The 20,876-nt window shown below is 74.2% G+C and carries 17 protein-coding genes; 8 read left to right on the forward strand and 9 right to left on the reverse strand.

Features of this window, described 5'->3' with window-relative positions; translation table 11 throughout:
• Nucleotides 1–11 precede the first annotated feature (11 nt).
• The 5 genes from SLAV_RS17075 to SLAV_RS17095 form a co-directional block, all read right to left on the reverse strand.
• On the reverse strand, nucleotides 12–599 hold the full coding sequence (locus tag SLAV_RS17075; protein ID WP_030239321.1) for an isochorismatase family protein: 588 nt from the start codon (nucleotides 597–599) through the stop codon (nucleotides 12–14).
• 102 nt (nucleotides 600–701) lie between these two features.
• On the reverse strand, nucleotides 702–1,685 hold the full coding sequence (locus SLAV_RS17080; protein WP_030239319.1) for a GlxA family transcriptional regulator: 984 nt from the start codon (nucleotides 1,683–1,685) through the stop codon (nucleotides 702–704).
• Between the two features lie 77 nt (nucleotides 1,686–1,762).
• Nucleotides 1,763–2,122 (reverse strand): iron chaperone, encoded by a 360-nt coding sequence (locus SLAV_RS17085; protein WP_030239316.1) that lies wholly within the window; start codon nucleotides 2,120–2,122, stop codon nucleotides 1,763–1,765.
• Nucleotides 2,119–3,084 (reverse strand): EamA family transporter, encoded by a 966-nt coding sequence (locus SLAV_RS17090; RefSeq protein ID WP_030239315.1) that lies wholly within the window; start codon nucleotides 3,082–3,084, stop codon nucleotides 2,119–2,121. The genes SLAV_RS17085 and SLAV_RS17090 overlap by 4 nt, the downstream gene beginning before the upstream one ends.
• Nucleotides 3,085–3,202: 118 nt before the next feature.
• A complete protein-coding gene (locus tag SLAV_RS17095) occupies nucleotides 3,203–5,863 on the reverse strand; it encodes an FAD-binding and (Fe-S)-binding domain-containing protein (RefSeq protein WP_234333869.1) in 2,661 nt (886 codons plus the stop codon).
• Nucleotides 5,864–6,037: 174 nt separating this feature from the next.
• Here SLAV_RS17095 and serC point away from each other — a divergent pair, with 174 nt between their 5' ends.
• The 4 genes from serC (at nucleotide 6,038) to SLAV_RS17115 (ending at nucleotide 12,121) form a co-directional block, all read left to right on the forward strand.
• Nucleotides 6,038–7,156, forward strand: a complete 1,119-nt coding sequence (gene serC, locus SLAV_RS17100; RefSeq protein ID WP_030239310.1) for a phosphoserine transaminase — start codon at nucleotides 6,038–6,040, stop codon at nucleotides 7,154–7,156.
• 317 nt (nucleotides 7,157–7,473) lie between these two features.
• Nucleotides 7,474–8,295, forward strand: a complete 822-nt coding sequence (locus tag SLAV_RS17105) for a hypothetical protein (RefSeq protein WP_030239307.1) — start codon at nucleotides 7,474–7,476, stop codon at nucleotides 8,293–8,295.
• Nucleotides 8,288–8,926, forward strand: a complete 639-nt coding sequence (locus SLAV_RS17110) for a class F sortase (protein WP_051841382.1) — start codon at nucleotides 8,288–8,290, stop codon at nucleotides 8,924–8,926. The genes SLAV_RS17105 and SLAV_RS17110 overlap by 8 nt, the downstream gene beginning before the upstream one ends.
• 111 nt (nucleotides 8,927–9,037) lie before the next feature.
• Nucleotides 9,038–12,121, forward strand: a complete 3,084-nt coding sequence (locus SLAV_RS17115; protein WP_030239302.1) for a sacsin N-terminal ATP-binding-like domain-containing protein — start codon at nucleotides 9,038–9,040, stop codon at nucleotides 12,119–12,121.
• A gap of 19 nt (nucleotides 12,122–12,140) precedes the next feature.
• On the opposite strand, the gene SLAV_RS17120 is transcribed toward SLAV_RS17115, so the two are convergent.
• The 3 genes from SLAV_RS17120 to SLAV_RS17130 form a co-directional block, all read right to left on the reverse strand.
• On the reverse strand, nucleotides 12,141–13,331 hold the full coding sequence (locus SLAV_RS17120; RefSeq protein ID WP_030239298.1) for a serine hydrolase domain-containing protein: 1,191 nt from the start codon (nucleotides 13,329–13,331) through the stop codon (nucleotides 12,141–12,143).
• A gap of 172 nt (nucleotides 13,332–13,503) precedes the next feature.
• The gene (locus tag SLAV_RS17125; protein WP_030239296.1) at nucleotides 13,504–15,963 is read right to left on the reverse strand and encodes an HAD-IC family P-type ATPase; all 2,460 of its coding nucleotides are present in this window, start codon (nucleotides 15,961–15,963) and stop codon (nucleotides 13,504–13,506) included.
• A gap of 130 nt (nucleotides 15,964–16,093) precedes the next feature.
• Entirely contained in the window at nucleotides 16,094–16,414 is a 321-nt protein-coding gene (locus SLAV_RS17130; protein ID WP_037688675.1) for a DUF2530 domain-containing protein, read from the reverse strand.
• Nucleotides 16,415–16,553: 139 nt separating this feature from the next.
• On the opposite strand from SLAV_RS17130, the gene SLAV_RS17135 reads away from it, so the two are divergent.
• Nucleotides 16,554–17,981, forward strand: a complete 1,428-nt coding sequence (locus SLAV_RS17135; protein ID WP_030239292.1) for an NCS2 family permease — start codon at nucleotides 16,554–16,556, stop codon at nucleotides 17,979–17,981.
• Between the two features lie 38 nt (nucleotides 17,982–18,019).
• On the opposite strand, the gene SLAV_RS17140 is transcribed toward SLAV_RS17135, so the two are convergent.
• Nucleotides 18,020–18,202, reverse strand: a complete 183-nt coding sequence (locus tag SLAV_RS17140; protein ID WP_030239290.1) for a ribbon-helix-helix protein, CopG family — start codon at nucleotides 18,200–18,202, stop codon at nucleotides 18,020–18,022.
• Between the two features lie 119 nt (nucleotides 18,203–18,321).
• On the opposite strand from SLAV_RS17140, the gene SLAV_RS17145 reads away from it, so the two are divergent.
• The 3 genes from SLAV_RS17145 to thpR all read left to right on the forward strand — a co-directional run bounded on the left by SLAV_RS17145 (nucleotide 18,322) and on the right by thpR (nucleotide 20,780).
• A complete protein-coding gene (locus SLAV_RS17145) occupies nucleotides 18,322–18,759 on the forward strand; it encodes a MarR family winged helix-turn-helix transcriptional regulator (protein ID WP_030239287.1) in 438 nt (145 codons plus the stop codon).
• Nucleotides 18,760–18,784: 25 nt separating this feature from the next.
• The gene (locus tag SLAV_RS17150; RefSeq protein ID WP_030239284.1) at nucleotides 18,785–20,131 is read left to right on the forward strand and encodes an MFS transporter; all 1,347 of its coding nucleotides are present in this window, start codon (nucleotides 18,785–18,787) and stop codon (nucleotides 20,129–20,131) included.
• A gap of 94 nt (nucleotides 20,132–20,225) precedes the next feature.
• The gene (gene thpR / locus SLAV_RS17155) at nucleotides 20,226–20,780 is read left to right on the forward strand and encodes an RNA 2',3'-cyclic phosphodiesterase (RefSeq protein WP_030239281.1); all 555 of its coding nucleotides are present in this window, start codon (nucleotides 20,226–20,228) and stop codon (nucleotides 20,778–20,780) included.
• Nucleotides 20,781–20,876: the final 96 nt, after the last annotated feature.

Consider the following 20,876-nt stretch of genomic DNA (forward strand, 5'->3'; position numbering starts at 1 on the left):
GGGTGCGAAGGTCAGGGCGCGAGATCGGCGACGGTGGGGACCACGACCCCGAAGACGTCGGCGATGGTGGTCAGGGCCGCCGTCCGGAGGGCGGCGGCGGGCACGACCGTGCCGTCCGGCGCGGCCAGGGACCGGGTGGCGGTCGCCTCGGCGACGACGGTGGGCCGGTAGCCCAGGTTGAAGGCGCCCTGGGCGGTGAAGGCGACGCACATGTGCGTCATGAACCCGGCCAGCACCAGGTCGGGGCCCGCGCCCAGGTCGCGCAGGACCTTCTCCAGGTCGGTGGCGTGGAAGGCGTTCGGCACCTGCTTGACCACGACCGGCTCACCCTCCGCGGGCGCCACCTCGGCGCTGATGGAGCCGAGCTCGGTCGTGAGGTCGTAGCCGGCGTCCGCGACATGGACGACCGGGGTGCCGGCCGCGCGGGCGGCGGCGAGCAGCCGGGCCCCGGCGGCCAGGGCCTCCTCGGCGCCGTCGAGGGCCATGACGCCGGAGCGGTAGGTGTTCTGGAAGTCGATCAGCACCAGGGTGCTCTCTGCCAGGCGGGGCGGCGTGTTGTCGAGGCCGATGACGTCGCGCAGGCTCACGGAGGCGGTCATGGGGGTGTTCCTTTCGGTGGGAGGGCACGGCGGAGCCACGGCCCGCGTGCCGCGGATCGGTGAGAAGGCGGTATGAAGCGAGGGGAAGCGGTACGAAGGTGGTCAGGAGGCCGTGCGGAAACGGCGCCGGTAGGACGCCGGGGTGATGTCGAGCTGCTTGCGGAAGGCGCGGTGCAGGGTTTCCACCGAGCCCATCCCGGTGGCCGCCGCGACCCGTTCCAGCGGCTCGTCGGTGGTCTCCAGCAGCCTGCGGGCCGCCTCGACCCGGGCGGCCTCCACGTAGGCGGCCGGACTGGTGCCCGTCTCCTGCCGGAAGACCCGGGCGAAGTGCCGCTCGCTCAGGCACATGCGCTCGGCCAGCACGGCCGCCGACAGTTCCCCGTCGAGGTGTTCGGTGATGAACAGGCGCAGCTCGTCGATGTCCCTGCGGGCCGCCGCGGGCCGGCTCAACGGCACGCTGAACTGGCTCTGGCCGCCCTGCCGGCGCAGGTACATCACCAGCTGCCGGGCCACCGCGAGCGCCAGCTCCTCGCCGTGGTCCTCGGCGACCAGCGCGAGCGCGAGGTCCATGCAGGCGCTGATGCCCGCCCCGGTCCACACCCGGCCGGACCGGACGAAGATCGGATCGGCGTCGACCCGTACCCGCGGGTGTTCGGCCGCGAGCTGGGCGGCGGTCGACCAGTGCGTGGTCGCCCGGCGGCCGTCCAGCAGCCCGGCCGCCGCGAGCAGGTGCGCGCCCACGCACACGGAGGCGATCCTGCGGGCGTGCGGCGCGGTGGCCCTCACCCACTCGACGACGTCCTCGTCGACCCGGGCCAGCGGCCCGTCCGGGCCCGGCCGCACCGCGCCGGGCACCAGCAGGGTGTCCACGGCGGCCCCGACCTCACCGAAGGCCAGGTCCGCGACCAGACGCACCCCGGCCGCGGTGCGCACCGGGCCGGCGTCGGGGGCCGCGAGGCGGACCTCGTAGCCCGCGCGGCCCCCGCTCTCCCGGTTGGCCAGGGCGAAGACCTCGGCCGGGCCGGTGACGTCGAGCAGGTCGACGTCCGGGAAGACCGCGATCACGACGCGGTGGGAAGGGGACATGCGTCCATGGTCACGGGGGCGCCGGATGGCCGCAATGACGGCTCTCTGTCACATCCGGACACGGCCGTGCGGACCGCTCAGCAGACCGGTCCCGGCCCTGCCGCCGCGGTGGCGCGCAGGAGGTCGCGCAGGAGGAGGAAGTCGATGCGGTCCGGGTGGCGCAGGCGCAGACAGCCCTTGCCCATGTCGTGGCCGGCCAGCCGGTCGGCGAAGGCGTCGCGGACGTCCGTGCGCAGCAGGTAGAAGGAGACGTACTGCTTCTGGTTCGCCCAGGCGATCTCCCCGGCGGGCGCGCCGGGGCGGACGTACGCGGGCATCCCGTACGCCATGACCTCCTCGAAGCCGGTCAGCTCCGCCCGGCACAGCTCGCGCAGCCGGGTCAGCGCGCCGCGGCGCGCGTCGGGGACGGCGGCCAGGTAGGCGTCCACGCCGCTCACGGCGCCGCCTGGGCCTTCCTGCCGATCTGGGAGCGGACGGCGCCCATGCTGGCGGCGATCACCAGGGCGATCGCGAGGCCGTCGAGCACCGACATCGCCTGCCCCAGCACCAGGAACCCGGCGCTCGCCGCGATGGCCGGCTCCAGGCTCATCAGGATCGCGAAGGTCGGGGCGGGCAGCCTGCGCAGGGCGAGCAGTTCCAGCGTGTACGGGAGCACGGAGGACAGCACCGCCACGCCCAGCCCGAGGGCGAGGGTGCTCGGCACGAGCAGGGCGGACCCCGACTGCGCGACGCCCAGCGGCAGCGAGATGACGGCGGCCACCGCCATGGCCAGGGCGAGGCCGTCGGCCTGCGGGAAGCGGCGGCCGGTGCGGGCGCTGAAGACGATGTACGCGGCCCACATGGCGCCCGCCCCGACCGCGAAGGCCGCGCCCGCCGGGTCGAGGGAGCCGAAGCCGAAGCCGCCCCCGCCGTGCCCGGACAGCAGGACGACGCCGGCGAGGGCGAGGCCCGCCCACAGCAGGTTCACCGGGCGGCGGGAGACGATCACCGAGAGGGCCAGCGGGCCGAGGACCTCCAGGGTCACGGCCGGGCCGAGCGGGATGCGGTCGATGGCCTGGTAGAAGAGGCCGTTCATGCCCGCCATGGCCACGCCGAAGGCGACGACCGTGCCCCAGTCCGAGCGGGTGTAGCCGCGCAGCTTCGGCCGGCACACCACCAGCAGCACCAGCGCGGCCGCGGCGAGGCGCAGGGTGACCACGCCCGCGGCGCCCGCCCGGGGCATCAGCGTGACCGCGAGGGCCGCCCCGAACTGCACCGAGACACCGGCCGAGACCACCAGGGCGACCGGCCCGAACCGGCCGCGCGAGGGGGCCGGGGCCTTCGTGGCGGGGGCCGCGGTGGTGCCGGGGGTGACGCTGGTGCCGGGGGTGGTCGTCGGGGACGAGGAGGGTGCGGGCATGAATCCAGCCTAAGGGGTATGTAAGGGCCATCCCTCCGTGTTTTGCCTTACAGCCACACACTCTTAACGACCTGCTCGACGGCGCGCCCGCTCACGGCTCCCCGTTCACGGCTCCTGCTCACAGCGCCTCCGCCAGGAGTTCCGCGAGGTGCCGGGCCCGGTGGCCTTCGGACAGCTGCGCGATCTGGGTGCGGCAGGAGAAGCCGTCGGCGAGGACGGCCGTACCGGGGGCGGCCGCCCGCAGGGACGGCAGCAGCTGTTCCTCCGCGCAGGCCACCGAGACGGCATGGTGGCCGGGTTCGAAGCCGAAGTTGCCCGCGAGGCCGCAGCAGCCCCCGCTGAGCTCCCCGCTCAGCCCGGCGCGCTCGCGCAGCCGCCGGTCGGCGGCGTCGCCGAGGACGGCGTGCTGGTGGCAGTGGGTCTGGCCGGCCACGGGCCGGTCCAGCCGGGGCGGGGTCCAGTGCGGGGCGTACTCCTCCAGGGTCTCCGCGAAGGTGCGCACGGCCGCCGCGAGGCGGTGGGCGCGGGGGTCGTCGGGGAACAGCGCGGGGAGGTCGGTGCGCAGGGCGGCCGCGCAGCTGGGTTCGAGGACCAGCACGGGTCCCGGCACCTCCCCCACGGCGTCCAGGGTGCGGCGCAGGACCGTACGGGCCCGGTCCAGGCGGCCGGTGGAGACGTACGTCAGCCCGCAGCACACCCGGCCGGCGGGGACGGCGACGCCGAGGCCCGCGGCCTCCAGGACCCGTACCGCCGCGCGGCCCGCCTCGGGGGCCAGGTACTCCGAGAAGGTGTCGGGCCACAGGGTCACCGTCACGGCAGGCGTCACCGTCGACCCGCCCCGCACGCCCGGGCCCCGCCCGCGCCACCACCGGGTGAACGGCACCGGCGCCAGCGGCGGCAGGGCCCGCTCCCGGGCCAGCCCCGGCAGCGGGATCCGGCGGGCGGCCGCGTTCACGGCCCGGGTCGCGCGCAGGGCGGTGATCAGGCGGAGCCAGCCGGGCAGGCCGCCCAGCACGTAGTGGGAGACGGGCCGCAGCCGGCCCGCCCAGTGGCGGTACAGGAACTCCGCCTTGTACGCGGCCACGTCCACACCGACCGGGCAGTCGCTGCGGCAGCCCTTGCAGCCCAGGCACAGGTCCAGGGCCTCGGCGACCTCCGGGGAGCGCCACCCGTCGGTGATCGTCTCCCCGGCCAGCATCTCGTGCAGCAGCCGGGCCCGGCCGCGCGTGGAGTGCCGCTCCTCGCCCGTGGCCCGGTACGAGGGGCACATCACGCCCGCCCCGCCGACCTCCGTGGAGCGGCACTTCGCGACGCCGACGCAGGTGGCCACCTCCCCGGCGAAGGGGGTCCGGGGCAGCACCGCGAAGCGGAGGTTCTCGTCGAGGCGGGCCGGGCGGACCAGGATCCCGGGGTTCATCCCGCCGGCCGGGTCCCAGACGTCCTTGTACGCCGCGAAGAGCGCGATGACCTCGGGGCCGTACATGCGCCCCAGCAGCTCCGCCCGCGCCTGGCCGTCGCCGTGCTCCCCGGAGAGGGACCCGCCGTGGGCCGCGACCAGGTCGGCGAGCTCCTCGGAGAAGGTCCGGAAGCGGGCCACGCCCTCCCGGGTGACCAGGTCGAAGTCGATCCGGACGTGGACGCAGCCCTCCCCGAAGTGCCCGTACGGGGTGCCGCGCAGCCCGTGCGCCGCCAGCAGCGCCCGGAACTCCCTCAGGTACCCGCCCAGCCGGGCGGGCGGCACCGCGCAGTCCTCCCAGCCCGGCCAGGCCATGGTGCCTCCCCCGGACTCCGTCCGGGAGGGACCCCCGGGCATCCGCGTCGCCGTCCCGGCCGCGTCCTCGCGCAGCCGCCACAGGGCCCGCTGCCCGGCCGGGTCGGTGACGAGCGCCGCGTCGAGGGCGTCGGCGCCGCGCAGCAGGGCGCGGGCCGCCCCTTCGTCGGGCATCTCCACGAACAGCCAGGCGCCGCCCCGGGGGAGCCCGGCGGGGCTGCGGACCAGGTCCTCGGCCATGCCCTCGACGGTGAGCGGCCCGTGGGGCAGCAGCCCGGCGGCCGCGTCCGCCGCCGCGCCCTCGTCGGCGTAGCCGAGGACGACGAGCACGGGCGCGGCCGGGAGCTCCACGAGCCGGACCACCGCCTCGGTGACCACGGCGAGGGTGCCCTCGGAGCCGCAGAAGGCGCGGGCGAGGTCGGCGCCCCGCTCGGGCAGAAGCGCGTCCAGCCCGCCGTAGCCGGAGATCCGGCGGGAGAAGCCGCCGGACATGCCGGTGCGCAGCACGGCGAGGTTCCCCTCGACGAGCTCCCGCAGGCCCGCGGGGGCGCCCGCCCAGCCGCGGGCGAGGCGGTGCGCGGTGCCCCCGTAGGCGGTGACGGCGAGTTCGGCGACGTTGTCGGCGGTGGTGCCCCAGGCGACCGAGTGGGCGCCGCAGGCGTTGTTGCCGATCATCCCGCCGAGGGTGCAGCGGGAGTGGGTGGAGGGGTCGGGGCCGAAGGTCAGCCCGTGGGGGCGGACGGCGTCGCGGAGCCGGTCGAGGACCAGTCCGGGCTGGACGACGGCGGTCCGGGCGGCGGGGTCGACGGCGAGCAGCGCGTCCATGTGCCGGTTGAGGTCGAGGACGACGCCGGTGCCGGTGGCCTGTCCGGCGGTGGAGGTGCCGCCGCCGCGCGGTACGACGGGGACGCCCGCCTCCGCGCACAGCGCGAGGGCGGCGGCCACGTCGTCGGCGTCGCGCGGGGCGACGACCCCGACGGGGACGCGCCGGTAGTTGGAGGCGTCCATGGTCGTCAACGCCCGCGCGGCGGCCCCGAAGTCCACCTCCCCGCGCAGGTTCGCCCGCAATGTCCGTTCGAGTTCCCCGGGTGACGTCACGGTGTCCAGCCTGCCACCGTGCGGTGCGTCTCATCGGGTGGACGCGCCTCCGACAGCCGGTCCCGGACCCGATACGCTCCGCTCGTGGCTGAGATCCAGATTCCCGCTGACATCAAGCCCGCCGACGGACGCTTCGGCGCGGGCCCCTCCAAGGTGCGGACCGAGGCGCTGGACGCCCTCGCCGCCACCGGTACCTCCCTGCTCGGAACATCGCACCGCCAGGCCCCGGTCAAGAACCTGGTCGGTTCGGTGCGCCAGGGACTCCGGGACCTCTTCTCCCTCCCCGAGGGCTACGAGGTGATCCTGGGCAACGGCGGCTCCACCGCCTTCTGGGACATCGCGACCGCCGGTCTCATCGAGCGGAAGTCGCAGCACCTCACCTTCGGCGAGTTCTCCTCCAAGTTCGCCAAGGCCGCGAAGCTCGCGCCGTGGCTGGACGAGCCGTCGGTGATCTCCTCCGAGCCGGGCACGCACCCCGAGCCGGTCGCCGAGGCGGGCGTGGACGTGTACGCGTACACGCACAACGAGACCTCGACGGGTGTCGCGGCACCGATCGCGCGCGTCGCGGGTGCCGACGCCGGGTCCCTCGTCCTGGTGGACGCGACCTCGGGCGCCGGCGGCCTCCCGGTGGACATCACCGAGACCGACGTCTACTACTTCGCCCCGCAGAAGTCCTTCGCCTCCGACGGCGGCCTGTGGCTGGCGGCGTTCTCCCCGGCGGCCCTGGAGCGCGCGGCGCGCGTCCACGCGTCCGGGCGGCACATCCCCGAGTTCTTCTCGCTGCCGACGGCGATCGACAACTCGCTGAAGAACCAGACGTACAACACCCCGGCGCTGTCCACGCTGTTCCTGCTGGACCAGCAGCTGCGGTGGATGAACTCCCAGGGCGGCCTGGAGTTCACGACCGGCCGTACCGCGGCCAGCGCGCGCAACCTGTACGGCTGGGCGGAGGCGTCGAAGTACGCCACCCCCTTCGTGCAGGACGCCGCCAAGCGTTCGGCCGTCATCGGCACGATCGACTTCTCGGACGACATCGACGCGGCGGCGGTCGCCAAGGTGCTGCGCGCCAACGGGATCGTGGACACCGAGCCGTACCGCAAGCTGGGCCGCAACCAGCTGCGCATCGCGATGTTCCCGGCGATCGACCCGGCGGACGTGCAGGCGCTGACCACGTGCATCGACTACGTGATCGAGCAGCTCTGATCCGGCGCGCCCGGGCCTGACCGGCATCCGGAGCCCCCGGCGACCACGTGTCGCCGGGGGCTCCGGCGTTCGCGGGGCCCGCCCGGGGGCGGACGCTGCACGCCGGGGGACTTTGGTCCCGAAAATCGGGGCAAAGGGAGCGCAAACAGACCCTCCGCACCCACCCCGCGGCCTGCGGGTTCGTGTCGCGGGACCTTCGGCAGGGGGTCCGCCGGGCCCGGAGCGCGGCCGCAACCGAACGACCTGGATGTCCCTCATGTCTGGTGTGCCGGGAAAGACCCCGGCCCGTTCAGCCGGCCCGTTCAGGAGGACCCCTCATGCTCAAGGCACTCACCGTCCCCGCCCTCGCCCTCGCTTCCGCGCTGGCCCTCGGCAGCACCGCATCCGCCTTCGCGGCCACCGCCCCGACGGCTCCCGCCCCCTCGGCGAGCGCCACCGCGACCACCCCGGCGGCCGTCGTCGGCATGGACCTCCCCTCCGCCGTCAAGCCCGGCGACGCGATCGCCTTCAGCGTCTCGGCCCCCGCCGGGTCCCGGTTCGCGATCTCCTCCGCCGCCCTGGACGGCGTACGGATCACCGAGGGCAAGGGCGGCTGGACGGCCTCCGCCACGGTCGCCCGCGTCAAGGACGGCTCCTACGGCGTCTCCCTCACCGGCACCGGCCCCGACGGCGCGAAGATCCGGGCCGCCGCACAGCTCAAGGTCGGCGCGGACGCCCCGAAGCCCACCCCGGCGCCGTCCACCGTCCACCTCTCCAAGGACTTCGGCCGCCCCGGCGACCAGGTCGTCGTCACGGTCCGGACCTCCGCGAAGGACGCGTACGTCTCCTCGCGCGCCTTCGCCGGCGGCCACGTCGGCCTCAAGGGCGACGGCAAGGGCACCTTCACCGGCACCGCGACCGTCGGAGCCGACGTCACGACCGGCTACTACGGCGTCGACGCCTTCGCGGGCGGCACGAAGTTCGACACGGTGAAGTTCTCCACCGAAGCCGCGGCCACCCCCGTGAAGCCGCACGTCGACCCGAACCTCAAGCCGCTGCGCCCGGCCGAGCACCAGAAGCCCAAGGGCTCCGTGAACACCGGCCAGGCCCCCGCCGCCACCCTCGCTGCCGCCGCCACCGCCGAGACCGGCCGTGGCTGAGCCCGCCCCCGCCCTCCGGGCCGGCCGCACGCGCCGTGTGCGCCGTGCGGCCGCCCTGGCCGGGGTCCCGGCCCTCGCCGTGGTCCTCCTCTCCGGCTGCTCCTCCGGCACCGCCGCCGCGCACGGGCCCGCCGACGCGGCGGCCCCCGCCCCCACCGCCGCCGCCCTCGCCCCGTCCGTCCCGGACCGCATCACCGTCCCCGACATCAAGGTCGACGCCCCCCTCGACGCCGTCGGCCTCGACGACCGGGGCGTCATGCGGGAACCGGACTTCGCCAAACCCGACGACGCCGCCTGGTACAAGGAGGGCCCCACCCCCGGCGAACCCGGCGCGGCGGCCATCGTCGGCCACATGGACACCCCGAAGGCACCCGAAGCGGTCTTCTTCAACCTCAAGCGGCTGAAGAAGAACGAACGGATCGAGGTCCACCGCACCGACGGGACCACCGCCGTCTTCGCCGTCGACTCCGTGGACACCTTCAAGAAGGCGGCCTTCCCCACCGACAAGGTCTACGGGGACACCCACGGCACGCCCGAGCTCCGCCTGATCACCTGCGGCGGCGAACTCACCGCCGACCGCCACTGGGACTCCAACGTCGTCGTGTTCGCCCACCTGACGGGCACGGCGTAGGGGGTGCCCCCGCACGCGATACCTTCAGGCGTCCGGGGCAGGAGGTTTCCAGGCCCAGCACATCTTGGAGGCAGCGGCGTGAACGTGCGAGTGACGGCGGCCCAGAGCGGCATGGACCCTTTCAGCACGGCCCGGCTGCGGCGTTCGGTGCTCGACGCCTGGGGCTCGGGCCCGGCCCGCTTCCGCGAGGACGCCAACGCCGAGGAGGACCTGGCGCTCGGCGGCTACCGCGACCGGCTCGTCGTCGAACTGGCCCAGAACGCCGCCGACGCCGCGGCCCGCGCCCGGGTCCCCGGCCGGCTGCGGCTGACCCTGCACCCCGCCGGCCCGGACGGCCCCGCCGTGCTCGCCGCCGCCAACACCGGCGCCCCGCTGGACGCGACGGGCGTGGAATCGCTCAGCACCCTGCGCGCCTCCGCCAAGCGGGAGGAGGCCCGGGACTCCGTCGGCCGCTTCGGCGTCGGCTTCGCCGCCGTCCTCGCCGTCTCCGACGAACCGGCCGTCCTCGGCCGCCACGGCGGTGTGCGCTGGTCCCTGGCCGAAGCCCGCGAAATGGCCCGCGAGGCCGCCGCGTTCAGCCCCGGCCTCGGCGACGAACTGCGCCGCCGCGACGGCCACGTCCCGCTGCTGCGCCTGCCGCTGCCCGCCGAGGGCACCGCTCCCGAGGGCTACGACACCGTCGTCGTCCTCCCCCTGCGCGACAGCGCCGCCGAGGAACTCGCGCGGCGGCTGCTGTCCGGCGTCGACGACGCCCTGCTCCTGACCCTGCCCGGACTGCGCGAGATCGTCGTCGAGACCCCCGCCGACGGCGCCCGCACCCTCTACCGGCGCACCGAGGGCCCGTACACCGTCATCGAGGACTCCGCCTCCGGCACCCACCGCTGGCGCACCGTCCGCCACAGCGGCCCCATCGAGCGGGAACTGCTCGCCGACCGGCCCGTCGAGGAACGGCTGCGGCCCGTCTGGACCGTCACCTGGGCCGTGCCCGTGGACCCCGACGGCGCGCCCGAACGCCCCCGCACCGCCCCCGTCGTCCACGCGCCGACCCCCACCGACGAACCGCTCGTCATCCCCGCCCTGCTCATCGCCTCCCTGCCGCTGGACACCTCCCGCCGCCACCCCGCGCCGGGGCCGCTGACCGACTTCCTCGTCGAGCGCGCCGCGGACGCGTACGCCGAACTCCTGGGCGCCTGGGACCCGGTGGGCACCGCCCTGATCGACCTGGTGCCCGGCCCGCTCGGCAAGGGCGAACTCGACGGCGCCCTGCGCGCCGCCGTCCTGACGCGCCTGCCCCGCACCGCCTTCCTCGCCCCGGCCGCCCCCTCCGAGGAACTCACCCGGCTGCGGCCCTTCGAGGCCGAGGTCGTCGAGGGCGCGGGCGCCGACACCGTACGGGTCCTCGCCGAAGTGCTCCCGACCCTGCTCCCCGCAGGCCTGGAGCGGCGCCCCGAGCTGCGCACCCTGGGCGTGGGCCGGCTGCCGCTCGGCGACGCCATCGAGCGGATCGCCGGCATCGAACGCACCCCCGACTGGTGGCACCGCCTGTACGACACCCTCGCCGGGGTGGACCCCGACCGGCTGTCCGGGCTGCCCGTCCCCCTCGCCGACGGCCGCACCACGATCGGCCCCCGCCACGTCCTGCTGCCCTACGCCGACACCCCCGCGTCCCTGGCCCGCCTGGGTCTGAAGGTGGCCCACCCGGACGCCGCGCACCCGCTGCTGGAGAAGCTCGGCGCCCTCCCCGCCACCGCCCGCGCCGTCCTGACGACCCCGCAGATCAGGGCCGCCGTCGCGGGCTCCCTGGACGCGGGCGAGATCTGGGACGAGGACGCCGACGCCCTGGACGCCGACGAGCTGGCCGAGGTGGTCCTCACCCTGGTCCGCGACTCCGCCCTGGCCCCCGGCGACGAGCCCTGGCTGGGCGCGCTGGCCCTGCCCGACGAGGACGGCGAACCGACCCCGGCCGGGGAACTCCTCCTCGCCGGAAGCCCGCTGGCCTCCGTACTGCGCGAGGACGAGATCCCGTACCTGGACGCCGACCTCGCCGAGCGCTGGGACGCCGACGTGCTGGCCGCCGTCGGGGTGCTGACCGCCTTCCAGCTGGTCCGCGCCACCGACGTGGTCCTGGACCCGGACGAACTGGAGCCCCGCGACGGGGACTTCGCCGAGCCGGACGACGCGGGGCTGCTCGACGCGGTCGACGTGTGGTGCGAGGACCTCCTCGACCAGCTGCCCGACACCCCGGTGCCCCCGGTGGCCACCGAGCTGGTCGCCGTCCGCGACCTGGACCTCGTCGACGACGACCGGTGGCCCCGGGCCCTGGCGATGCTCGCGCAGCCCCCGCTGCGCGACGCCCTGACCCAGCCCGTGCGGATCCTGCTCCCGGACGGCACCACGCAGTCCGTGCGCCCGTACACCGCCTGGTGGCTGCGCGACCACCCCGTGCTCGACGGCCGCCGCCCCGCCGGACTGCGCGCCGCCGGCGGCGACCCGCTCCTGGAGGGGCTCTACACCCCGGCCGACGCCACCGGCTTCGAGGACGAGCAGGTCCTGCGCGCCCTGGGCGTGCGCACCACGGTCGCCGCGCTCCTGGACGAGCCCGGCGGCGCGGCCGAGCTCCTGTCCCGCCTGGCCGACCCGGACCGCGAGGTGACCGGCCGCCAGCTGCACGGCCTCTACGGGGCCCTGGCCGATCTGGACCCCGAGCAGGTCACCCTCCCCGACGAGCTGCGGGCCGTGGTCGACGGGGAGGTGGTCGTGGTGGACGCGGCCGACGCCGTCATCGCCGACGCCCCGGACCTGCTCCCCCTCGCCGGGGGCCTGCCGCTCCTGCCGGTCGCCCCGTCCCGCGCGGCCGACCTGGCCGACCTCCTCCAGGTGCGCCGCCTCTCGGACACCGTCCCGGCGGAGGTGACCACCCCGGGCGAGGAGCACGAGGTGCCGGAGGCCGTACGGGTCCTCCTGGGCCCGGCCACCCCGCCGACGTACGTCGAGCACGAGGAACTGGTCGCGGGCGGCACGGAACTGGACTGGCGCCGCACCCCGGACGGCACCCTCCACGCGGCCACCCTGGAGGGCGTGGCGGCGGGCCTCGCCTGGTCCGCGGGCCAGTGGCCCCGCCGCTTCGAGGTCGCGGCCCTCCTGGAGGACCCGTCCCGGACGGCGGAACTGGCCCGCGACCGCTGGTTCGACTAGGCCCCGGCCCCGGCCGGGGTCAGTGCCCCTTCAGCAGGGCGCAGGCGAAGTCCTCCTGCACCGTACGGAGCCGGGCCAGCAGGGCGGGCTTGACGGCCTTGTTGGTCTGGGTGTTGATCGAGAAGGTCAGCGACCGGGAGCCGTCGGGCGTGGCGGCGGCGAGCTGCGTGTAGCCGGGGAAGTTCCCGGTGTGGCCGTACAGGACCCCGCAGCGGGTGGTGTACCGGAACAGCGCCAGCCCGGCGGCGTTGGTGCCGGGTCCGGCGGGCTCGGAGGAGTCGCCGGGCAGGAAGGCGTGCTGTTCCTCGCGGGTCCGCTCCGACAGCAGCCGGGGGCCGGCGTAGGCGCGGATGAAGGCACCCAGGTCCTCGGGGGTGGAGACGATGCCGCCGGAGGCCCAGACCCCGGAGGCGCCGACGGCCTCGCTGATGTCCTCGGGGCGGGCGGGCGGGGTGACGTCGTAGCCGTGCAGGTAGGGCTCGGGGAGGCGGTAGCCCAGGGGCAGGCTGGTGCGGCGCAGGCCCAGCGGCCGGTAGACGAGTTCCTTCAGGAGCTCCTCGTAGCGGCGGCCGGTGACGGCCTCGGCCATGAGCGCGACGGCGATGTTGTCGGAGTTGGCGTACTCGTACAGGGAGCCGGGGCGGAAGCGCAGCGGCTCGTCGGCCACGAAGCCGAGCAGGGTGCGCGGGTCGAAGACGTGACGCGGGTCGGCGGTGAGGATCTCCAGGAACCGGGGGTCGGCCGAGTACTCCGGCAGCCCGCTGGTGTGCTGGAGGAGCTGGCGCAGCGTCACCGCGTGCCAGGCCTCCGGCTGGTCCGGGAGCAGCTCTCCGATGGTGTCGTCGAGGGAGAGCCGCCCCTGGTCCACGAGCCGCAGGGCCACGGCCCCGCTGAAGGCCTTGGCGATGCTGGCGATGCGCATGTGGTCCTCGGGGTGCGGCGGGCGGCCGGTCCCGATGTCGCCGACCCCGGCGGTGTACACCTGCGTACGGCCGTCCCGGGTGAGCAGGGCGATCGCCCCGGGCGGGCCGTCGTCCTGGGCGACGAGCCGGTCGAGCTGCTGCTGCAGGTGCCGGCCGGGGTCCCGGGCCGGGTCGTCCGCGGCGGCCGAGACGGGCTGGAGCAGACCTCCGAGCGCGGCGGCGGTGAGGGCGGTGGTGGCCAGTGCGGTGCGCAGGCGGCGGCGGTGGCGGGCGCGGCGGGTCAGCACGTGCGTGTCTCCCGGTGTGCGGTGTGCGGCGGGGGTCGGCGACACCCGCCGGTGCGACTGCCTGCCTAGCAGCCCGCAGGCCGCGCACCCGGCACGGCACGCACCGGCACCCCCGGTCAGCGCACACGCCGCTCCCCCGTACCCCGGCGTGTCGCACCCCCGGCCGGAAGGGTCAGGCGGGGAACTTCCGGGTGACCCAGCGGAAGGCGAACTCGATCGCGCAGGCCGCGGCCGCCGCGACCGCCACCGCGATCCACGGCATCGTGACGCCCACCAGCTTGAGCTGGAAGAACTCCTGGAGCCACGGCACGGCGAGGACGATCAGGAAGGCCCCGCCCATCGCGCCGACCAGCCCCACCCGCCACCAGGTGTAGGGGCGGGCGATGATCGCCAGGACCCACATCGAGGTGAGGAACAGGGTCAGCGTCGCCGCGCTGGTCTCGGCCCGGATGGCGTCCGGGCCGCTGTAGTGGGCGCGGGCGAGCAGGTAGGTGACGAAGGTGGCGACGGCCGCGATCACCCCGCCGGGGATGGCGTACCGCATGACCCTCTTCACGAAGTGCGGCTTCGCGCGTTCGGTGTTCGGCGCCAGGGCCAGGAAGAAGGCGGGGATGCCGATGGTGAGCGTGGACAGCAGGGTCAGGTGGCGGGGCAGGAAGGGGTACTCGACCTGGGAGCAGACCACCAGGACGGCGAGGAGGACCGAGTAGACCGTCTTGGTGAGGAAGAGGGTCGCGACGCGCGTGATGTTGCCGATGACGCGGCGCCCCTCGGCGACCACCGAGGGGAGGGTGGAGAAGCTGTTGTTGAGGAGGACGATCTGCGCGACGGCGCGGGTGGCCTCCGAGCCGGAGCCCATCGAGACGCCGATGTCGGCGTCCTTGAGGGCGAGGACGTCGTTGACGCCGTCGCCGGTCATGGCGACCGTGTGGCCCCTGGACTGGAGGGCGGCGACCATCTCCCGCTTCTGCTGCGGGGTGACGCGGCCGAAGACGGCGTTCTCGTCGAGGACGGCGGCCATCCCCTCGCGTTCGGCGGGCAGCTTGCGGGCGTCGACGGTGTTCTGCGCGCCCGGCAGCCCGAGCTTGCCGGCGACCGCGCCGACGGAGACGGCGTTGTCACCGGAGATGACCTTGGCCTTGACCTGCTGGTCCTCGAAGTAGCGCAGGGTGTCGGCGGCGTCGGGGCGCAGCCGCTGTTCGAGGACGACGAGGGCGGTGGGCCTGCTCCCGGTGGCCACGGCGGCGTCGTCGAGCTCGCGGGCCGAGCGGGCCAGCAGGAGGACCCGCAGGCCCTGTTCGTTGAGGCCCTCGATCTCCTCCAGCGCCGGGTCCCCGGCGGGCAGCAGGACGTCGGGGGCGCCGAGCAGCCAGGTGTTGTTCTCGCCGTCGCCCTCGCTGAAGCTGGCGCCGCTGTACTTGCGGGCGGAGGAGAAGGGCAGGGACTCGGTGCAGCGCCACTCGGCGCTGTCGGGGTAGGCGTCGATGATGGCCTGGAGGCTGGCGTTGGGGCGCGGGTCGGATTCGCCGAGGGCGCCCAGCACCTTCCTGACGTAGGCCTGGTCCGCGCCGCCGAGGGGGCGCAGCTCGGTGACGTCCATGCCGCCCTCGGTGAGGGTGCCGGTCTTGTCGAGGCAGACGACGTCGACGCGGGCGAGTCCCTCGATGGCGGGGAGCTCCTGGACCAGGCACTGCTTGCGCCCGAGCCGGATGACGCCGACGGCGAAGGCGACGGAGGTGAGGAGGACGAGCCCCTCGGGGATCATCGGGACGATGCCGCCGACGGTGCGGGCGATGGCGTCCTTGACGTTGTTCTGCTTGACGACGAGCTGGCTGATGATCAGGCCGATGGAGGTCGGGATCATCATCCAGGTGACGTACTTGAGGATGGTGGAGATGCCGCTGCGCAGCTCGGAGTGGACGAGGGTGAAGCGGGAGGCCTCTTCGGCCAGCTGGGCGGCGTAGGCCTCGCGGCCGACCTTGGTGGCGGTGAAGGCGCCGCCGCCGGCGACGACGAACGACCCGGACATGACCTGGTCGCCGGGCTTCTTCAGGACGGGGTCGGCCTCGCCGGTGAGCAGGGACTCGTCGATCTCCAGGCCGTCGGCCTCGCCGACGGTGCCGTCGACGACGACCTTGTCGCCGGGTCCGAGTTCGATGACGTCGTCGAGGACGATCTCGGAGGTGGAGATCTCCGTGGTGGCACCGTCCCGGCGGACGCTGGGTTTGGCCTCTCCGATGACGGCCAGCCCGTCGAGGGTCTTCTTGGCGCGCATTTCCTGGATGATGCCGATGCCGGTGTTCGCGACGATCACGAAACCGAAGAGGCTGTCCTGGATGGGCGCGACGATGAGCATGATCACCCAGAGGACGCCGATGATGGCGTTGAAGCGGGTGAAGACGTTGGCGCGGACGATCTCGGCCGTGGAGCGGGAGGAACGGACGGGCACGTCGTTGACGTCGCCGCGGGCGACCCGTTCGGCGACCTCGGCGCTGAGCAGGCCGCCCGGCTTGAAGCGGGGGGCGGGGGGCTTCACCGGGTGGACGGGGTCCAGCTCGGCTCCCGCGTCGATGGCGGGGCCGGCGCCGGAGCGCTCCGGCCCGTCCTGGTCGATCTTCGCCCGCTGCGTCATGTTTTCGACGGTAAAGGGCGCCGGGACGGTTCACCCGCCGAGAAGTCGGAAGATCCGACTTCAGGATGAGCGGAATCGTCCCCTGGTCGGGGTCGGGGTCGCCGTGGAGGTCGGGGCCGGCGTCCGGGCCCTAGCCCTCGGAGCCGGGCGCGGCGGGGGACGCCGGATCCGGGCCGGTGCCCGGGGCGGCAGCGGCGGCCGCCCGCTCGGCGGCGTGGCGCTTGAGGGCGGCGTCGCGGCCGCGGACGTACCAGATGCCGATGAGGCCGAGCCCGCCGCCGGCCGCGCAGGTCCACACCCACCAGAGCAGGTCCCGGTCCGCGAACCACCCGTAGAAGGGCAGCTGGACCAGGAACATGGCGAACCAGAGGATCGTGCCGCCGGTGATGGTGGCGACCACCGGGCCCTCAAGGGGCTCGGGCGCCTCGTGCTGAGCAGTCCACTTCGCCATGGAGACCAGTCTAGGTGGCCGGATTTGGGGTCTACGCGCGGAGATGGACTGCCTCTCGTTCATGTGTTCATACTGAAACGGTTTGCCTACGGCCGGTTTCGTTCGTATGAACCACCCAATCAACCCGTTTGAGGACCGCATGAGCACCTCGGCACCCGCCGCGGCCCCCACCACCCGCCTCGACCGCTACTTCAAGATCTCGGAGCGCGGTTCGACCGTGGCCCGGGAGTTCCGGGGCGGCTTCGCGACCTTCTTCGCGATGGCCTACATCATCGTGCTGAACCCGATCATCCTGGGCAGCGCGAAGGACATGTACGGGCACCAGCTCGACAGCGGCCAGCTCGTCACGGCCACCGTGCTGACGGCGGCCTTCACCACCCTCCTCATGGGCGTGATCGGCAACGTCCCGATCGCCCTCGCGGCCGGTCTCGGCGTCAACACCGTCGTCGCCCTCCAGCTCGCCCCGCGCATGAGCTGGCCCGACGCCATGGGCATGGTGGTCCTGGCGGGCTTCGTGGTGATGCTGCTGGTCGCCACCGGCCTGCGCGAGCGGGTCATGAACGCGGTCCCGCTGAGCCTGCGCAAGGGCATCGCGATCGGCATCGGCCTCTTCATCATGCTGATCGGCCTGGTCGACTCGGGCTTCGTCACCCGCATCCCGGACGCCGCGCACACCACCGTCCCGCTCCAGCTCGGCAGCAACGGCCACCTGCACGGCTGGCCGGTCCTGATCTTCGTGTTCGGCGTGCTGCTCACGCTCGCCCTGCTGATCCGCAAGACGCCCGGCGCGATCCTGATCTCCATCGTCGTCATGACCCTGATCGCGGTCGCCGTGCAGCTCGTCGCCGACCTGCCGGACCTGGCCTGGGGCCTGACCGTCCCGCAGTGGCCCGGCAACCCGGTGGCCGCGCCCGACTTCGGCCTCGTCGGGCAGGTCAGCCTGTTCGGCGGCTTCGGCAAGGTCGGCGTGCTGACCGGCGTGCTCTTCGTCTTCACCGTGCTGCTGTCGTGCTTCTTCGACGCGATGGGCACGATCCTCGGCGTCGGCGACGAGGCCAAGCTGACGCAGCCGGACGGCACCTTCCCCGGCATCAACCGGGTCCTGCTGGTGGACGGCCTGGCCGTCGCCGCGGGCGGCGCGACCTCCTCCTCCGCCACCACCTGCTTCGTGGAGTCCACGGCGGGCGTCGGCGAGGGCGCCCGCACGGGCCTGGCGAACATCGTGACGGGCGGCCTCTTCGCCGTCTCGCTGTTCCTGACCCCACTGGCCACGATGGTGCCCTCGCAGGCCGCCACCCCCGCCCTCGTGGCGGTCGGCTTCCTGATCCTGGCCGGCTCGGTCCGGGAGATCGACTGGAACGACTTCACCGTCGCCGTCCCGGCCTTCCTGGCCATGGTGATGATGGCCTTCACCTACTCGATCACCAACGGCATCGGCATCAGCTTCATCAGCTTCAGCGTGCTGCGCCTGGCGACCGGCCGGGGCCGCGAGGTACCGGCCCCCATGTACGTGGTCTCGGCGGTGTTCGTCTTCTACTACGCGATGCCGGCCCTCGGCCTCACGTAGCCCCGCGCAACCGCCCGCACCACACGGAGAACGCGCGGTCACGTCAGACCGTAGAACTTCTCCGTCTCGTCGACCGCGGTCTTGAACCGCTCGTCGAAGTCATCGCGAATGAGCGTCCGGACGACATAGTCCTGGACGCTCATTCCGCGTTTGGCGGCATGGTTCCGGAGCCGCTCCAGCAGCTCCCCGTCTATGCGCACGCTCAGCACATGTGTCCCCATGCCGAAAGGGTCGGGCCAGACGGCGTGGACGCGGGTCGCTTTCCGCCGCCGACTCACCCGTACGAGTGACGCCCCCCACCCCGTGTTCCTTAGGAAAAGTAATGAGTTATTCTAAGTACATGCCTGACCTCTCCCATGGCGACGATGCTGCCGCCGTGAACGACCTCCGCTCCGCCGTCATGCGGCTGGGCCGGCGCCTGAAGCACCAGCGCGTCGACGAATCGCTGAGCCCGACCGAGATGTCGGTGCTCGGCACCCTCGCCCGCTGCGGCCAGGCCACCCCCGGTGAGCTGGCCCGTCGCGAGCACGTCCAGCCCCCGTCGATGACCCGCATCGTCGCCCTGCTGGAGGCCAAGGGTCTGGTCAGGCTGGAGCCGCACCCCGAGGACCGCCGCCAGAAGGTGGTCAGCCAGACCGAGGAGGCCGAGGCGATGCTCGAAGAGAGCCGTCGCAAGCGCAACGCCTTCCTGGCCGGGCTCGCGGCCGAGCTCACCGAGGACGAATGGGCCAAGCTCCGCGAGGCCGCACCCGTCCTGGAGAAGCTCGCGCACCTGTAGGAACGACGCCAGGAGGCGAACGCTTTTGAGTACGGGAACCGGAGCAGACTCCGCACCCGGCCACACATCCACCCCCTCTAGCGCGGTACCCGCGGGCAGGAACTCCATGTTCAGCTCGCTGCGGATCCGCAACTACCGGCTCTTCGCGGCCGGCCAGGCGGTCTCGAACACGGGCACCTGGATGCAGCGCATCGCCCAGGACTGGCTGGTCCTCTCCCTGACCGGCTCCGCCTCCGCGGTCGGCATCACCATCGCCCTGCAGTTCCTGCCGATGCTCGTGTTCGGCCTCTACGGGGGCGTCCTCGCCGACCGGCTGCCCAAGCGGCCGCTGCTCCTCGCCACCCAGAGCGCCATGGGCCTGACCGGCATCGCGCTCGCCGTCCTCACCCTGGCCGGACACGTCCAGGTCTGGCACGTCTACCTCGCGGCCTTCCTGCTCGGCCTGGTCACCGTCCTCGACAACCCGGCCCGGCAGACGTTCGTCTCCGAGATGGTCGGCCCCGCGCAGGTCGCCAACGCGGTCAGCCTGAACTCCGCCAACTTCCAGTCCGCGCGGCTGGTCGGCCCGGCGATCGCCGGCGTGCTGATCACCGCCGTCGGCTCCGGCTGGGCCTTCCTGCTGAACGGGCTGTCCTTCGCGGCGCCCATCGCGGGCCTGCTGATGATGCGGACGCGCGAACTGCACCCCGTCACGCCGCAGCCGCGCGCCAAGGGCCAGCTGCGGGAGGGCCTGCGGTACGTCGCGGGCCGGCCGGAGCTCGTCTGGCCCATCGTGCTCGTCGGCTTCATCGGCACCTTCGGGTTCAACTTCCCGATCTGGCTGTCGGCCTTCGTCGGCGACGTCTTCCACGGCGACGCCGGCACGTACGGGCTGTTCAACACCCTGATCGCGGCGGGCTCCCTGGTCGGCGCCCTGCTGGCCGCGCGCCGGGGCCGGGCACGGCTGCGGCTGCTGGTGACGGCCGCCGCGCTCTTCTCCGTCCTGCTGGTGATGACGGCGCTCGCCCCGTCCTTCTGGCTGTTCGCGGTGCTGCTGGTGCCCGTCGGGGTGTTCGGCCTGACCGTGAACGTGGTGGCCAACTCCAGCGTCCAGATGGCCACCGACCCCGAGATGCGGGGGCGGGTCATGGCGCTGTTCATGATGGTCTTCACCGGCGGAACCCCGGTCGGGGCCCCGCTCGTGGGGTGGATCACCGACACCTACGGAGCCCGCCTCGGCATGGCCGCCGGCGGCCTGGTCTCGCTCGCCGCGGCGCTCGGCGTCGCGGTGGTCCTCTCCCGGGTCGGCAACCTCCGCCTGCGCGTGGACCGCCGCGGCATCACCTTCGCCCCGGCCACCGCCCGCTCCGGCGCCCTGGTCAAGGCGGCGTAACCCCTCCCCTGCCGGCCTCCACCGGCCTCCACCGGGCCGGGAGGGAGTGCCGGTGCGGGGCCGCGGGGACCGCGTGCGGGGATATCGTCGGGGCATGAGGCTGTTCGCCGCCGTGTTGCCGTCCGACGGGGCCGTCCGGGAGTTGCGGGCCGCGCTCGCCGGGGTGCCCCGCGGGGACGGGCTGCGGTGGACCGCCGAGGCGGGCTGGCACTTCACGCTCGCCTTCCTCGGCGAGGTCCCCGACCGGCTCCTCCCCGACCTGCACGCCCGCCTGGCCCGCGCGGCCGCCCGTACCGAACCCTTCTCGCTGCGCCTGCACGGCGCGGGCCACTTCGGCGACCGCGCCCTGTGGGCCGGAGCCGCCGGCGGGCTCGACGCCCTGCGGCTGCTCGCCGAACGGGCCGACGCCGCCGCCCGGCGGGCCGGGATCCCGATGGAGCAGCACCGCCGCTACACCCCCCACCTCACCCTCGCCCGCAGCCGGGGCGCCGCCGACCTGCGGCCCTTCCTCGACGCCCTCGCGGGCTTCGAGGGCACGCCCTGGCGGGTCGACACCCTCAGCCTCGTCCGCAGCAACCTCCCCACCAGCGGTGTCCCCGGCGAGCAGCCCCGGTACGAGGTCGCCCGGGCCTGGCCCCTGACGGGCTGACCCCGCCCCCGACCCCGCCGGTGAGGCGCAGGGTTCCGGGACGGTTCATGTTCCGGTGGCCCGGACTTCGGGGGGCGGAATCCGGATTCCGGTGAA

Source organism: Streptomyces lavendulae subsp. lavendulae, assembly GCF_002803845.1.
GTDB classification, from domain to species: Bacteria; Actinomycetota; Actinomycetes; order Streptomycetales; family Streptomycetaceae; genus Streptomyces; species Streptomyces lavendulae.